10 protein-coding genes and 1 pseudogene are annotated in these 15,378 nt (G+C 68.5%); all 11 read right to left on the reverse strand.

Annotated features, from left to right (window positions below; genetic code table 11):
• Window positions 1–549 precede the first annotated feature (549 nt).
• Window positions 550–1,797 carry a hypothetical protein gene (locus ACWCPM_RS23695; RefSeq protein WP_450978243.1) on the reverse strand — a complete coding sequence of 416 codons (1,248 nt, stop codon included), beginning with the start codon at window positions 1,795–1,797 and terminating at the stop codon, window positions 550–552.
• Between the two features lie 108 nt (window positions 1,798–1,905).
• Window positions 1,906–3,873, reverse strand: coding sequence for a DUF3732 domain-containing protein (locus ACWCPM_RS23700; protein ID WP_450978244.1), 1,968 nt, complete (start codon window positions 3,871–3,873; stop codon window positions 1,906–1,908).
• A 4-nt stretch (window positions 3,874–3,877) separates the two neighbouring features.
• Complete coding sequence (locus ACWCPM_RS23705; protein WP_450978245.1) at window positions 3,878–4,354, reverse strand: three component ABC system middle component; 477 nt, start codon at window positions 4,352–4,354, stop codon at window positions 3,878–3,880.
• On the reverse strand, window positions 4,347–5,531 hold the full coding sequence (locus ACWCPM_RS23710; RefSeq protein ID WP_450978246.1) for an ABC-three component system protein: 1,185 nt from the start codon (window positions 5,529–5,531) through the stop codon (window positions 4,347–4,349). The genes ACWCPM_RS23705 and ACWCPM_RS23710 overlap by 8 nt, the downstream gene beginning before the upstream one ends.
• A gap of 46 nt (window positions 5,532–5,577) precedes the next feature.
• The gene (locus ACWCPM_RS23715) at window positions 5,578–6,672 is read right to left on the reverse strand and encodes a TniQ family protein (RefSeq protein ID WP_450978247.1); all 1,095 of its coding nucleotides are present in this window, start codon (window positions 6,670–6,672) and stop codon (window positions 5,578–5,580) included.
• A gap of 46 nt (window positions 6,673–6,718) precedes the next feature.
• Window positions 6,719–7,021, reverse strand: coding sequence for a hypothetical protein (locus ACWCPM_RS23720; protein WP_450978323.1), 303 nt, complete (start codon window positions 7,019–7,021; stop codon window positions 6,719–6,721).
• Between the two features lie 124 nt (window positions 7,022–7,145).
• Window positions 7,146–7,544: pseudogene (locus ACWCPM_RS23725) on the reverse strand (TniB family NTP-binding protein); the annotation flags it as partial.
• A 170-nt stretch (window positions 7,545–7,714) separates the two neighbouring features.
• Window positions 7,715–9,811, reverse strand: a complete 2,097-nt coding sequence (locus ACWCPM_RS23730; protein WP_450978248.1) for a transposase — start codon at window positions 9,809–9,811, stop codon at window positions 7,715–7,717.
• Window positions 9,808–10,566, reverse strand: a complete 759-nt coding sequence (locus ACWCPM_RS23735) for a TnsA-like heteromeric transposase endonuclease subunit (RefSeq protein ID WP_450978249.1) — start codon at window positions 10,564–10,566, stop codon at window positions 9,808–9,810. Before ACWCPM_RS23735 ends, ACWCPM_RS23730 begins: the two co-directional genes overlap by 4 nt.
• 224 nt (window positions 10,567–10,790) lie before the next feature.
• Complete coding sequence (locus tag ACWCPM_RS23740; protein WP_450978250.1) at window positions 10,791–12,251, reverse strand: Wadjet anti-phage system protein JetD domain-containing protein; 1,461 nt, start codon at window positions 12,249–12,251, stop codon at window positions 10,791–10,793.
• On the reverse strand, window positions 12,244–15,315 hold the full coding sequence (locus ACWCPM_RS23745; protein ID WP_450978251.1) for a hypothetical protein: 3,072 nt from the start codon (window positions 15,313–15,315) through the stop codon (window positions 12,244–12,246). Before ACWCPM_RS23745 ends, ACWCPM_RS23740 begins: the two co-directional genes overlap by 8 nt.
• Between the last annotated feature and the right edge of the window lie 63 nt (window positions 15,316–15,378).

A 15,378-nucleotide genomic window follows, 5' to 3' on the forward strand; every position in this document is an offset into this window, starting at 1 on the left:
GCATTCGTACGTCACGCACCTGACGGAGGACGGGGTGGACCGCCGCTTCATCCAGCAGCAGGTCGGCCACGAGAGCGACAGCTCCCTGGCCATCTGTCACCGGTCAGTGGATCTGAGCAGGCGTTGGCTCTTTGATCTGAGACTTCGCAGGTTGACTGGTTGAGTTCCAGCCGGTGTTGCTCACTAGATCTGCGTAGTTGTGGGGTGGGTAAGTGTGTTGGCCTGGGCTTTCCTGGTCGGTGGGGTGGGCTGCGCAGGTTGGCTGGGTGCTGTGCCGTTTCGGTGGTCCTCGGTATGTGACGTGGTCCTGGGGCCGCGGGGTGGGGCTGGGACGTGGTTCCAGCGGTCGTTCCTTCAGCGGCAGCAGTCCCGCCTGTGCAGCAGCATGCGGTACGGCGGGTAGCCCGTCCCGTTGACGGACCGGTCAGCTACACATCCAGGCCGGCGAGCTGGCAGGTCGGACCGTGGCAGGCCTCGAGGTTGGCGGTGGGGCCGTATGGGGCCTGAGGCCGAGACAGGCGAGTGGCTCCACAGTTCTCAATGCTGGCGTCAGAAGGCCGAATTGATAATCGCCTCAAGAATTTTGCGGATACCGTCCCAGTCCTGGGTCTCGATGACTTCCGGGTTGGCTCGGGCTCGGGCAAGTTTTTCTTGGGAGGCGACTTGGACGTCCTTCTTTCCGGTGATCTCTCCCTGGTACTGCTTGCTGCCGTCGATGTAGCTGCGCCATTGCACGGGCCGCATCCCGCCGTCCGGTAGCGTCAGGACGTCGCGTCCGAGGTAGATCTCGATGGATCCAGCAGTGCCGTTGATATCTGCGTGTGACAGGTGGCCTGCGGGGGATTCAAGGGTGGGCGGTCCCAAGGTCGGATAGTTCGAGGCCATCTCCAACGGGGGGCACTGGAGGACTTTGATGTTGTGGGGCAGCGCCGCTCGGTCGAGGGGACGTAGGGCGTCGCTGGCGGCCGTGTCGTTGTCGAACAGTGCGATCACCGGATTGGCGATTCGGGCAGCTGCGAATGCGCGCACCGTGGCCACCAGGGCGGGTGCTCCCCCTCTCGGGCTGTTGGAGTAGTCCATGAAGCGGATCAGATCGGTGAGGTGGGGGTAGAGCAGAGCGAGGGTCGGCTCGAGGATGGCGACATCGCTGTGGCCTTCTGTGAGTACGACGACTGGTGCGTGGGCGGATGCTGTGGCCTGGATGTGGTCGAGCGCGTCAGCGCACAGGTTCTGCAGGTCGGGCTGCTCTCCGGCATCGTCGGGGTCACCGTGGTCTATGACGAAGACCACCTCGGCGTCCGGCGTGGCCAGCAGTGCCGCTCGCAGCGCCATACATGGGTTGCTGTCGGCGAGCATCCGCAGTGGATCGGCCATGTCACCAAATGCTGTTGCTTGTGGCCCGGCAGCCTGCGATGTCGTAGCAACATCGCGTACCCAGTCCGCCGCGGTGTAGTGATCAGGAAGGTGCAGCTCAGCGGGCCAGTCGCTGTCCTTGGAGGCAAGCAGCCGCCACATGCTTCGCTGCTTATCGACTGCCTGGGCGAGGAACTCCAGCGCGGCGGCCTGGGTGTAGCCCAGCAGGTTGAGGCGCTCCGCGATGATCCTGCCCGGCGCACGCAGGGAGTACTCGATCACGTCCTCATTGCCGTACACGGTGCTGCTCAAGAATTCTGGATGCCCGTTGCGGTAGGCGCACAGCATGTCGTCTCTGAACGCCGCTACGAGGTCGGCCTCCCACCCATCGGACAGGCGGCTAACCCGACGGCCGCCCACCCACAGTCCCTCACCGGAGCTCATGCTCCATGATCGGTGATGTCGCGCTCGTCCGTTATCGGTTTCCCCAGTGCGGAGCCCGGTCCATGGCCAGTGGACGGGAGTAGCAGAACTGCATGCAACCGAACTGTTCTACTGGCTGGCGGGGTTGGTGTCGAGCCAGGTGGTGGGAATGAGTTTTTTGCCTCCGCGCCAGTTGTAGCGGACGGATGCCTGATACCAGTCGTGGGGCAGGTCGGCGTGGTCGCTGACGATGATCTGGAAGTCGGGGGCGAGTTCGGTGACGACTTGGTACATCACCTGGAAGAGGTGGGTGACGGTTACGCGGTCCTCGTCGAGTGGGATGTCTTCCAGCCGCCCGCGTGCTTTGGCCATGTCGGAGGGGTAGTAGGGCTGGGTGGGCTGGTCGAGCATGAGGAAGCGGGGTACGGGCCGGCCGTTCGCGACGAGGTACTGATGGAGCGCGAGGTGTGCCACTAGGTGGTAGCCCACGTGGTTTTCGCCGCTGCCGATGCGCAGCAGCTCTGTTGCGCCTTCGGGTTTGTCGGTGACGACGGTGAGCTTTTTGAGGTTCAGGCGGACCAGCCCGTCGCCGTGCTCGAGTTTCAGGAACCGGGCATGGCTTGTCATTTTCCCGCTGATGAAGCTGAGGCTGTGGGTGAGTTTGTCGTCGGTGGCTTCGCTGTCGAGTTGCTCTTCGAGGCCGGCGACGAGCTGCTGCGCGACGGCGACGTCTGTTTCCAGGCGTTGGAGGTGGCCGCTGTCGGTCGTGGCGCTGATCTGGCTCAGGTAGGCGTTGATCCTGCCGCGGGTGTATGCCTGGGCTTCGGCTTGGCCGAGGAGGCCGGCTTGCTCGGAGCGCTGCTCGGCGATGATGCTGAGGGCGCCTTCGATACCGCGGAGCTCTTCGCGTAGACGTACCGCCGCCTGTTCGATCTCACGTAGTGCCTGTTCGCGGCGCGGCTGTACCGTCTGCACGCTGTCGAGCTGGCTGCGGAGGTCCTGGAGGGTGGTGTGCATGGCGGCGACGGTCGGGTCGGGCTCTGCCAGTCCGCTGCCGCACAGGGGACAGCTTTGTTCTCCGGGGGAGGCGTCGGGCACGAGGTTGAGGGCGGACAGTCGGGACATGCCGCGCGTGATGGCTCCTTGGTAACCGGCGGCCTGGGATTCCAGGTCATTGAGAAGCTGACGCTCTTCAGCCAGGGAGCGGAGCTGTCGCCGGAGGGCTGCAGACTGCTCGTTGAGGAGGATCTCCTGCCGGCGCTGCTCCTCGTCTCCGCCAGGCCGGGCGGGTCGGAAGGACGACGCTTGCTGGAGAGCTCCGATGACTGCGTCCCTGTCTGAGCTGCTGAAGCCGTCCTGAGTCAGGAGCCCGTGTACGCGGGCCTCGCCCAGGAGGGACTGGAGCTGGGCTTCTACGCCCTGGCTCGCTTCCTGAGCTGCCTTGAGACGGTTCTCCGCGCTACGCAGGGCTCGCCTGGCTTGCTGCAGCTGTTGTTGAAGGGCGGCCTGGTCTTCGGGGACAGCGCCGAGGAAGTAGGGGAGCGTGGCCTTGAGGCTTTCGGGGATTCCGCGCTCGCTTTGGCGATGGAACAGGAACCGCTTGGAATCGACTTCGTCCTGGTTTTGCAGACAGAGCAGGGTGGCGTGGCCGAGGTGAGCGCTGAGTGGCTTGGCCAGGCTGCCGGGTGGCGGTTCGCTGCGGGTGTCCCCGATGCCGATCCGGCGGCCGATCTGCTGGCGGAGCTGCGTGGAGTCGGTGTTGATGCGGAGGTCTGCCAGCTCCGGGACGCCGAGGTCGTTGCCTACTTCCAGCATGGCGTTGGTGACCGACTTGGCCCCTGGAGATGGTGCTGGCCGTGCGGCGAGGATACGGGTGTCGGGCAGCTGCAGGATGACCGCGTACCAGGCCACGGTGTTGAAGATCGGGCTGATTGGGAGGGTAGCTTCGTCTCTGCCGAGGCAGTAGTCAACAATGTCGAGCACGGCACTTTTGCCGGTCTTCGATGTGCCGGTGACGATGTTCAGCTCACCGAGGCGGAAGTCCAGGACGCGCTTCTCGCCGCTCTTGCTGTAGAGGATGATCGACCGGATTTGCACCCGCTCAGGGTCTCACGCCCAGCAGCGCAAATACGGTGGAAGGGTTGTCGGACTTCGCGGTCCAGCGGCCTATGAGCGAGGCGGCCTTGATGAGGTCGCCGAGCTCGCCTTGGGCGCGGGACTTCGAGAGCTTGCCTTTGAGGTGGCCTTCCTCGATGGCGAGCATCTGGTGACGGAGCCCGAAGCGGAGGCCTTCCCGTACTGCGGGTGCCAGCGAGCTGCTCCGTGGGGCGAGACCGGCGACGAGTGCCGCATGGTCGGCCACCCAGTTCGTCAAGTGTGTGCGCGTTGAGGAGGGCAGCGCCCGCCGGGTCGGCCGGTGCAGGACCAGTGGGGCCACGACGAAGGCCATCGGCCATGGCATCAGCCTGCCGGAGGACTCCCTCTCGTAGTCGCGTGCCGCGGTGGCGGCAATGGCGGCCATGAGGGCGGGGTTGAGGAAGGCGGCACTGGCCTGGGGCCGCTGTGTCCAGCTAGGCACGGGCAGCCCTGATCAGGTCCTTCACCCGTGCCTCGAAGTCGGGGTGCCATCCGATCCGGCCGCGGTCGGCCAGCTCGTGGTGCTTGCCGCGGGAGAAGAACGCCTCGTCGTAGGCTTCGCGGATCCGGTAGCGGGTCTGGTCCAGGGTCTTGCGCAGCAGTGCTCTGCCTGCCTGTTCCTGCTCGCGGTCCGTGGCGTCATCGGGCAGGTCGTCGAGCATCCAGTCGAACTCACGCTGCCATTCGTCGGAGAGGTTGTCTTCGAACCGTGCCAGCTCGTCGAGGTCGACCAGGTCGTCTTCGAGCCAGGCGACCGTCTGGGTGTAGGCGCGGTAGTAGTCCACCATCGCCTTGTTCAGCTGGCGGCCTGCTCCTACCCAGTGCATCTGGTGGACGAAGCGCGCGTCGGAAAGCTCGGCCTCTGCCTCAGCGGGGAAGTCCTGACGGTCCACCAGCGTGGGCAGTCGGTCGGAGGTGTAGTCGTCCCGGATACGGCTGATGCGCTGCATCAGCCGGGTCACGGAGACGCTGGTGTGCCGCTTCTGAAGCATCTCCACGGTCTGCTCGTACCACCATGCCCAAAGCTGTCGCATAAACGAGTCGCCGTGCCCATCTGGGAGCGCGGCTCTGAGCTTGGCCCGCACCTGTGCGTCGAGGTCGTCGATGGACGGTGTGCCGTCGATGACGCGCATCCTTTGCACGAACACGGCGCGCTGAGCCGGCGGGAGCTGCAGGAAGGCCGCGCGCGCGTCTTTGGTTCCCTTGGCCTCGGATTCCTCGGCCGCAGTGATCAGCAGCTCCAGAGCCTGGGCGGGCTGCGGGGCGGGTGCTTTGAGCGCGGCCATGGCAGTGCCCGGGCGGGCTTGTTGGGTGGTGACCAGGGTGAGTGTGGGGCCGTCCTTGTCGCCAGGCTGGTGGGTGTCCATCCATGACTGGATGGTCCGCCACACGTCGTCGTCCTTGTCGCCGAGTGCGCGTACCCCGCGGACGTGGTGCTTGACCTGGAGGAGATCAACGGGCCGCCCGTCCTCTTCCCACGCGACGTCATCGTGGAGTTCCAGGCTGATCGCCCCGTCAGGGCGCTTCTCTTGTCCGCGTAGCAGTTCGAGCAGGGCGAGCTGCGCCTGGAAGAGGTAGCCCAGGGCGGACGCCGATGCCTCATGTGCGGAGGACGCCATGCCCTCAGTCTCCCGATACCGATCTCAACCTGTCCAGGACATCACACTAATCGAACATAGTTCCGTCGGGTAGGTGGGGTTCCACGCCCGCCTTGGGTGCTGACTTCCGGCTTGGCTTCCTGTCCTTTCGGCGTGCCTGGATGTGTGATGAGGGCTGCTGAGGGGGTGGTTGGTAGCCGAGTTCGGTGAGCTCGGTGGGGCCTGGGGCGTAGGGGCTGTGTCGGTAGGGCCATCGTTCGCGGGCGCGGGGGTTGCGGCCGGGTGTGTAGCTGATGCGGTCGCCGAACCGGTCCGGGTACAGGGCGGGGTTTTCGAGCCAGGGCCGGCCCAGGAGGGAGGCGACGGCGGTGTGGAGAGGGTGGGTGTGCCCGGGGCGTTCGAGGACGTGGAGCGCTCGGGGGTGGTGGGCGAAGAATCGGGCGAGGGTGATGGTCTCGGGGTAGGTGACAGCTTCTCGGGCGAGGGCGTACCAGAGGCGGGCGCGCTTGTTGTTGGCGATGCGGCGGGCGCGTGCGGGCCAGATGCGTTCTTCTGGGGGTGCGGCGCGTCGCCAGTTCTCGGTGAGGTTCATGGCCAGGGTGAGGGCGTGGTCGGCGGCTGCGCCCCAGCGGCGCAGGAACCGGATGTGGATGCGGTGGGCGGCGAGGATTTCGGGGGTTCGTGTGAGGTCGGCGTGCTCGATGGGCAGCGGCGTGCCGGTGAGGGTGTGGCGGCCGAGCATCCAGGTGTGGTGGCGGCGGCAGACGAGGCGGGTGTCGGGCAGGTACTGCGGGACGGGGTGGGGGCCGCCGGTGCGGGCGATCGTGCAGCGGGAGCAGCCGGTCACGGCGTGCGCAGAGGCCAGGCGGAGCCGGGCGCGGGCGGACTGCGGGTCGGGTTTGTCGCGGTAGCGGTTCCATTCGGGGAGCGCGTGGGCGAGGTGTTCGTCCGGGATGCCGGCGAACGCTGCGATCAGGCGGCGGCTGGGTGCGTTGAGGTAGAGCTCGATGCTGGTGTAGGGGCCGTGCGGTTGGGCGCATTCCTTGTTCGCCTGGGGCCGGGGGATGCCGAGGGCGTGGAGGAGTTCCGCGGTGGTCAGGTGATGTCGGCGTGCCAGGCGCTGGATGTACGAGGTGGTCGTCTCCCACTGCAAGGGGGCCACACGCCAAATGCTGGGGCGCGGGAGGGGGTGGTGCGCGCGCGGCACCTCAGGCCTGTGCCGGTGGGCGCGCGGCCTGTTCGGCGAGTTCGTCGAGGTCGATGTCGTCGAGCAGCTGCTTGGTGATCTTCTCACTGCCGTCCAGGATGGCGGCGATCGCTGCTTCCCGGACGAGGGCGGACAGGCTTCCGATGCGGCCGCCGGTGCGCTGGTGGAGGTAGGGGGCGTGCCGGGTGAGGGTGTCGGGGCGGTGTGCTTGGAGGCGTAGGGCTTGGTCCATGCCGCGGACCAGGCCTTCCCAGGCGGTGCGCTGTGTAGGGCTGCCGTACGCCAGGGGCAGGTTGCGCACCATCTTGAACCGTCCGGCGAGCTGGGCGCCGCGGGCTTCCCGTCAGGAGCGGGGAGGCCTCGATGGCGACGCCGGCGTAGACGAATGTCGCGGGGAGGCGCTCGCTGAGGTGCTTCATCTGGTCGGAGGTCTCCGCACCGGTGCGGGTGCGGGTATTGAGCAGATGGACGTCGTCGACGAGGACGAGCTGGGTCGACAGATCACGTAGTACACCGCAGACGATGTCGGTGATCCGTGCTTGGTTCATCGCTTTGCCGATGGGCAGGTCGAGGAACCGGGCCAGTTCGGACACGAGCATTTTCGGGGTTGCGGCCGGGGGGACGGACAGGAAGGCCACCGGCAGTCGGTCGTCGAAGCTGTTGTGGCGGGCCCGGTCGGCGAGGTGGAAGGACCGGCCGAGCTGCTGCAGAGTGGTGGTCTTTCCCGTGGTGGGCGGCCCGGAGATCAGTAGTCCTCGCCGGGCGGTGCCGTTGTGCCGCCGGTTGAGGATCATGAGCCGGCGCAGGGTGAGGGAGATCTTGGCCATGGCCGGGGTGGAGAGGATCACGAATTGGGAGTGGTAATCCAGACGCTCCTCGGCGTTCCATGGTCCGGGCCCAGGCAGGCAGGGTGGTTCGGTGTCGACGAACCGTGTCCATTCGCGCCAGGTCGTCGGTGACGCGTACGGGCCGTTGTCCGTCTCCTGGTCGGCGGCCGTCACCACTGCTGCGCCTCCTGGTGGGCGTCGAAGACGCTCCAGGCCCCTGCCGATGCTGCTGTGCCGGCGGAACCCGGGACAGGGGGCGTGTTCTCGTCCGCAGGCGGAAGGTGCCCGGCGGGGCCTTTCGGCGGGCCGGTGTCCGCGGTCCGTCGCCGTGCGCGTCTGGTTCCTGCCCGCCGGCCCGGGACGTCGGCGAGGCTGCTGCTGCCCTTGTGGGAGTGGGCGGCGCTTGTTTGTCCTGTGTGGGCGCGGCGGAGTAACTCGTCGAGGTGACGGGCGAGGTGCTCTTCGTGCTCGGCCCGGTCCGTATGCCGTGTGGCCACGGTGCGGATGTGCTGCCAGGTGGTGTCGGTGAAGGGCCTCGACACCAGGCTCCGGTGGATCCACTCGGCCTGCGCCCAGCCGTCTGGGAGCCTGACCCAGCACTGCCAGGGCTCGTAGGGGTTGTGGTGGACCTCCCATTTGCCGTCCGCAGCGGGAGAGCGGTGCCGGTGTCCGTTGAGCGCGGGGCCGTCGTAGGTGCGGTACTCGAACCGGATGCCTTCGTCTGTGATCGCGCACCTGCGGGAGGGCAGCAGCTCGATCCAGTCCGCTTCGGTCAGAGGGATGGGCACGTGTCCCGCGATGCCGGTGAGCGCGGCCCACATCTCGTTGGGGGTGAGCGTCAGCCGGGGCATGAGGGGATGCCGCAGCCGCGCATGGCGCCGTTCCTGCCACCCGCAGACGATCCACTCGTCCAGCAGGTCCTGCAGCTGAGGCATCGTCCAGCATGCCTCGTCCTCCACGCTGCTGCCGCGTGTGGCGAGGCGGTTTCCGGTGTAGCCGGCGACGTACTGAGCGAACAGCGTGCCGATCGCCCCGAAGCCCCGCTCCACATGCCCCTTGGCGTGCCCGGACGCGGGGGGACACGGCTGGACGGTGATTCCCAGGTGCTCGGCGGCAGCGAGGAAGCAGCGGGACACGAACACTTTGCCCTGGTCGATGACCACGGTCGACGGCCGGATCACCGGCCTGGCCGCGGCCCCCTCCACGCGGGCGTCGATAGAGGCGAGCCGCGTGTAGGGGATGACGGAAGCGGCCATGGACAGGTACTCGGGCCAGTCGGGCCGCATCGGCTGCGGCACCAGCGTCTGGGCCAGGAGCACGGCCGCGTCCACTGCCTTGGTGCCCTTCGGGCGCAGGACGGCGGCGGTGATGCTGCGGGTAGCCACGTCCACCGCCATGGTCAGCTCCGGCCGCCGAGCCTTTCCGTCCTCGCACACGACCATCACGTCCAGCAGAGTGCTGTCCATCATCACCATCTCCCCGGGCAACGTCGCGGCCGTGGGAGTGAACACCGGCACCGGCCGGGACGCGCGCCGGCGCTGCCCTTCGGCCGTCAATGCCAGTCCTTCCTGCTCGGCGACAGCCCGTACCAGCCGGTTGAACGTGCCCACCGGGGGCACCGCCACCTTCCCGGGCCCTTGGGTGCCTTCCAGCAGCCACCCCACCTGGTGCCGCAGCCGGCTCAACGTTCCAGTCGAACGCCCCTGCTGCTCCTCCAGCGCCTGTTTGATCGCGGCGACCACACGCGGATCGGCACGCCCGAACACAGAGCGCTCCCGCTTCCTGCGGCCGTCGACGAGACCCCATACTCCCTGCGCGCGGTAGCGGGCTCGCATCCTGCGCACGGTGGCCACGCTGACCTGCTCTCCGGATGCGGTCAGCTCAGCGGCCTTGGCCGCCTCCCGCTGGGCGAGCCGGTACACGGCCGGGTCATAGCCGTCTCGAGGCAGCTGCTCCCGGCCGGGGCCGGGGTAGCCGGTCTCAACTTCTAGGACATGCCGCTCCCAGGCCAGGGCTCTGTCCCGGACCGCGCTGTCGCACCCGTCCAAGGGGCCGTGGACCGGTACACGCCGTCGCTCTGGCAAGGAGCGGTCCAGGATGGTGAAGTCCTGCGCGGCAAGCACGTGAGTGAGCAGGAGCACCTGCACACCTGCACCTTCTTCGGCCACCAGACGGCAGCGGGGTCCGTCCAGACCGGCCAGGACGTGGACCTGTCCGTCGAACCGGATCCGGTCCCCGACTTCGACGACGCCCCACGGCCTCTTCACCGCCTCGCTCCTTCACAGCGACGCCTGGCTGGCACGGCGACCACGGGGGTCTCCTCGCTCAGGACGTGGTCCCAGGCCATACTGAGCAGGCCGTGCCAAAGCCCGTGGTAGACGGCGGGCAGCGTTGCGATTGGATCCCCGAGCCGCAGCGCGCCCTCGAACAACGCGACAGGCGAGGCGAACGCCTCGCGCAGCCGGGCTTCAGGGATACCCGCCGAACACCGGGGATGCCGGTAGACCGACAGCCAGCGCCCGTTGGCCAGAGCCACCGGATCTGCGGCATCCGCGAACCGGTGCTCCCAGCCCGCGTCCTGCGCACACAAGCCGGCCACCCGCGCCCGGCTGGCAAGCCGTGCGGACGGTCCGCTGCTGCCAGGGCAGTCCACCAGACGGATGCCCCCGTCCACCAAGACAACAGCCAGGTCAGGAGCGTGTGTGACGGTCCGCCCGCCTTCCTCCCACACGAACTCCACCGGACGGCTCACCATGCCTGTCACTTGCGGATCCTGATCGAGCATCATGACCGCGTCCCGCATGGCTGCGCTCCCGTACCCCACCAGACGACTCGTGGTCGCCGACCACCACCATCCCGGAGCCAACCGTCGGCCCCGGCGTAGTGGGAAGCTACGTACCATCGGGCATTCCATGAGGCACAGCCCCCCTGCAGCGCTTTGCCACGGCTTCTGGAGCATGACCCCGTCCGGCCCGACGAACCGCACGTCCACCTGCCGCAGATGCACGCTGGCCCCTCCCATCGACCCCAGTGGTCCACTGGACCCAAAGCCAGCCTCCGTCTGATCAAAAACGAATCGGCCAGCCTGCGCAGTGCGCAGATGGACCGAGCCACACAATGCGGTGAAGCCTCTCCTGGCCAACCCGCACCCGCCTCCAGACTCTGCTAGAGGCCCCTGCGGAACCGGCGTACTGGCGACTTGACGCCGGCCCAGGTAGGAGCGTTTCCCAGACGTAGAAAGGATGATCAGGCGGCACCGTCGGTGCTGGATGGCCGGACGTCCGGCGCGGGTCCGTCAGTGATCTGACCCAGCGTGCGCGCCAGGGTGGGCAGGACTTCGTGGTAGAGCGTCTCGTGCTCGCAACCGTCGCCGCCGCTTACAGCGATTGCGGCGGCCAGGGCGCGCAGGGAGAGCGGTCCGCTGGCTGCGAGCCGCTCGGCGAGTTTTCGGTTCGCCTCCCTCTTTTCGGGTTTCTGGCGGTACTTCGTTCCCTGCCGGTACAGGTCGACGTCCATGCCGACGGGGGTGATGGGCCGGCCGATGCGTTCGGTGAGGTTGGCGATGATCTGGATGCCGTGAGCGTCCAGGTCCTGCCAGGCGGCCACCGGCAGCGGTGCCATGGCCTTGAGGAAAGCGGCCAGGCCGTGCGTGGCGTAGCCGGCGCCCCATACACACAGCCACTGGTCTGCGACATCGGGGAGTTTGCACACCTGGGCGAAGGCGTCCTCGTTCTCGACCAGGAGCACGCCCACCGCTGAGCTGTCGATGAGCCCGAGGCTGCGCAGGCCGCCTGCGGGCAGGCCCAGCCAGGGGCGGCAGGCTGCGGCGTCGGCGATGACGGTATCGACGCGCCAGCGCAGGGGCCCGCGCATGCGCAGCTCGGTGTCGGTCTCTTCCACCGCCTGGTCGAAGGGGCGGCCGACGAGGTTGGCGAACGCCTGCCGGCGTTGCGCTGTCCACGTGTACTTGGTGTCGCGCATGCTCTTGCCCGCCAGGACCTTGGCGGTCATCGGCTGCGGGTGGGACTGGGCGGCCCACCACACCGCGGCGGACCTGACGGCCACCTCGTACACCCGCCAGTCCTCGGTTCCGGTGGTGCTGCCCGCGGGGACCTGCAGGGTGCGGGCCGGGGCGGTGGCGGCCAGTAGGGCGTGTTCGCTCGCGAGCTGGGGGATGCCTGCCATGGCCTGCAGTAGTTCGGCGTGCAGCCGTGAGGGGTCGGGGTGGCCTTGCAGCTGGGCGAGCTTGTCCTCTCTCAGTGATGCCCAGGACGGGGTCAGCTGCCAGGAGTCGGGGGTGAATCCGGTGGTTTGCACGACCTTGCAGCGCAGGACGACGGCGCCGCAGCGGATGAGCGACACGGTTGTGCGCCACGCCTGTTCTTGGCCGAAGTCGGCCTCGATGGTGGTCCACCGCTTGCGGGTCCGGGTGGTCAGGACCTTGATCAGGTCACGGTCGGTCAGGCCGGCCGGCGGGTCGTAGGCGGGGACCGGGTCGGAGGCGATGAGGTCGACGACGGCGGGGTTGACGCGTCGTTTGCGGTCCACGGGCACGCGGGTGAGGACCTCGTCGCCGTCTTTTCGGGTGCGGGGCACGGTGACGGCGATGATCCCGGAGGGAAGTCCGTGCAGGGGCACTTCCCGCCGGCCGTGGGCTTCGCTGACCAGCAGGGCGGGGCGGGGGAGGGGCACGGTGGGCTCAGGCATGGGAGCGTCCTGCGGTGATCCAGTCGGCAGTCAGTTCCACGCGCTTGCCGTCGGAATCGTGTCCCCAGGTACGGGTGGGCTGGTTGTAGGCGTCGGAGGAGGAGGCGTGGACGAACCACAGCAGTTCGTCGCACACGTCGGCGGCATCCACCAGCACACTGTCCTGGCAGGTGCCCAGGATGGTCAGGTGCTGGCGGCGCGCCACGTCCCGCAGCGCAGCGAGCATGTCCTTGCGGTTGACCTCGCCCAGGCTGTTGCCGAGCTCGTCCAGGATCAACACCCGCCCCCTGGTCTCGGCGTCGGCCAGTACCGCAGCCAGGACCAGCTGGATGGCATGCACCTTCACCTGGGCGCCGTTGGCGTTCTCCCGGTAGTGCACGAAGGCGCCGCGCGGGGAGCGTTTCCAGCGCGGTGTCACCTGCCACCGCCAGGGCCTGGCGCCCTCGGGTCGCACGCTGGTGTAGTCCAGGCGCGCACCGTCACCGCCCCGCTGCCGGTCCAACGCATTGAAGGTGTCGCTGATCTGCGCGAACAGCCCTTCGACGTGATGTTCGATCATGTCCTGCAGAGCCTGGAGAGTGTGCCCGCTGCGCTCCGCCGCACGAGTGAGCTTGGCCAAGGCCTCCTCGCGCAAGGAGCGGCCGGAGGTGATCCGGGCGGCTTCGACGGCATCCTTGTCGCTGTGGCCGTCCAGCCGGGTCTGCAGGGGAGCGGCCACCTCGTCGAAGCCCGTGCGCGGCAGCGCGGACGCCTCCTCCTCTTCGAAGGCGTCCCGCAGGTGTTGCGCCAGGAGCAGGTCTTCGTCGACGACGCCGGTTACAGCGCCGGCCGGCAGGCCGTAGTGCTCGTACGCGTTCCGCAGATGATCCTCGACGTTCCGCCGCAGGCGGCCGGGCCGGGGCACCGGTGTGCCGGGGGAGGTAGCCTCCAGGAGTTCGGTTGCCTCCTCGGCGGGGGCGCCCCACAGAAGATGCCACTGCGGGCAGGAGATCTCGGTACGGGCTCTGACCAGCGCTGTGTGCTCCTTGGCCCGCTCCTTGTATGTCTTGGCGGCCGCGTCCCGGGTGAGCTTCGCGGTCGTCACCGCCTGGGCGTGGGTTGTCAGATCGTTCTGGGCCTGTTCCCACGCGTCGTGGCGCTCCTCCTCTGCGCTCCGGGCGGCGGTGGTTTTGTCGTCGGCCTCGGCGATCGCTTCGTCCAAGGCGGAGGCCTGTTCTTCCAGGGCGGTCAGATCCCGTGCCGCCACGGCTGCCTTGTGCTCGATCTCGGTGACCTCGAACTCGGACTCAGCCGCGGCAAGGCCCTCAGCCGCCGTAGACACTTCCTCCTCGCAGCGGCGGCGGTGCGCGACGGCCTGGGCCACGCGGGCATCCCGTCCGGCGATCGGAGCCTGGAAGCCGCCGACGACCGTCAGTGACAGTCCTGCGTCGTAGGCCGCGGGCGGGTCGTCCAGAGCCGTCGTGCGCTCCTGCAACGTGCCGAAGAACCCGGCCAGCGCCCTGCCACTGCGCACACCCGGAGGCAGGGCACCCCCGCCACTGCCCGTCCCGTCGGCAGGGTCGGCGGCGACGACCTGGGCACCGGGCAGGCCGCGCAGAATCTCCCGGGCGCGTTCTGCCTGCCCGCACGGCACCACCACGGCGTCGCGCCAGGGCCACAGGCGCGCCTCCCACTGCGCACGGGCCGACTCCTCCAGCTGCAGCTGGTCCATCAGCCCTGCGGCGCTGACGCCGTGGCCGTCGAGGATCCCCAAGGCATGGCCCGCGGCCCCGCTGCGTCCCTGCCGGGCCGCTTCCTCCAGCCGCTGAGCCCGGGACAGGGCGCTGTCTGCGCCGGCCTCCTGATGCCGCGCCGCATACAGCACGTCTGTGGCGGCTTCCAGCGCGCTGCGGGCATCAGCGACCGGCGATCCCCGCCATACACCCGCGCTCGGCCGAAGGAGGGCCATGCTCTGACGGATGACGTCCCGCCGGGTAGCCGCCGATGTCCGTTGCGCGGCGGCCTGCTCGGTGACCTGCTTGGCGTCCACCCACTCCTGGCGGGCGGCGGCCGCTGCCGCGGCCAGACCGGTGGCCGCCATCAGCTCGCGCAGCTTCTCCTCGGCACCGTCGAGTAGCTCCTGCGCCTGCACCACCTGCTGCTCTTTGTCCTCCAGGTCCGCTGCCAGTTTCCGGTCAGCCTGGGCTGCCTCCAGGTAGCAGGCAGCCAGATAGCGCCGCCACGCATGGCGTCCTTCCTCAAGCGCGGTGCGGGCAGCAGCACGTGCCCGCACGCCCTCCAGTACTGCCTCTTCGTCCGCCAAGGCCAGGGCGTGCTCGTCGCGCGCCTTCTCCAACTGCGCAGCGTGCTCGAGGGCCTTGCCACGGCGGGCAGCCTCCTGCTCCAGCAGATGAGTCATACCGGACAGGGCGATCAGGGCCTCTCCGATGTCGTGCGGTTCCATCGCGGTCATCTGCTGGCTCAGCAGTGAGGGAACCGCCGGGCGCAGCGGCGTGTCGAGGTAGGTCAGGCACCGCGGTGCGTTGCCGTAGAGGGCGTCGGCCATGCGGTGTGCCGACAGCCTGGTCGCACTGCCCAGCTCCTGCCAGAGAGTGTCTGCCTGCGCCGCCCGCTCGGCATCGTCGGCCGCATCGGCCACGTGGATGCCTTCGGTCCAGTTGGCCAGGACGTACGGGGCGGACGCGGCGATGCGCACCCACACCGTCAGCGCCCCTTGCAGGGGGCCACTCGCAGCGAGCGCCTCGCGCCCGCCGGATGCGTCGGGCCTGTCGTGTGCGAAGACGCCGACCACGTAGCCGTGCGAGGCGGCTGGAATCTGCTGGGCCCGGTCCACCCCGGCCGCGTCGGGCTTGAACAGGATTCCGCTGGCGTCCCGCCCGTGGTTGGATTCCAACCGCCACTGGGGATCGGCCAGCAGCAACGAGACCGCGATGAGGAACGAGGTCTTGCCCGAGCCGTTGGAGTCGTCCTTGGGGCCCATCCCGGACACGGCGACGAACGTCTCGGGCACCACCGGCACCGCGTGGGTGGTCAGTCGGGCGATATCGAACGTCTGGACCGCCACCAGATGACGGTCACCGACGATGCCGCGGTGCTCGACGAGCTCGGGCAGTCCCTCCTGCTCGTC

The sequence above is a fragment of the Streptomyces sp. NPDC002309 genome, from assembly GCF_053593375.1.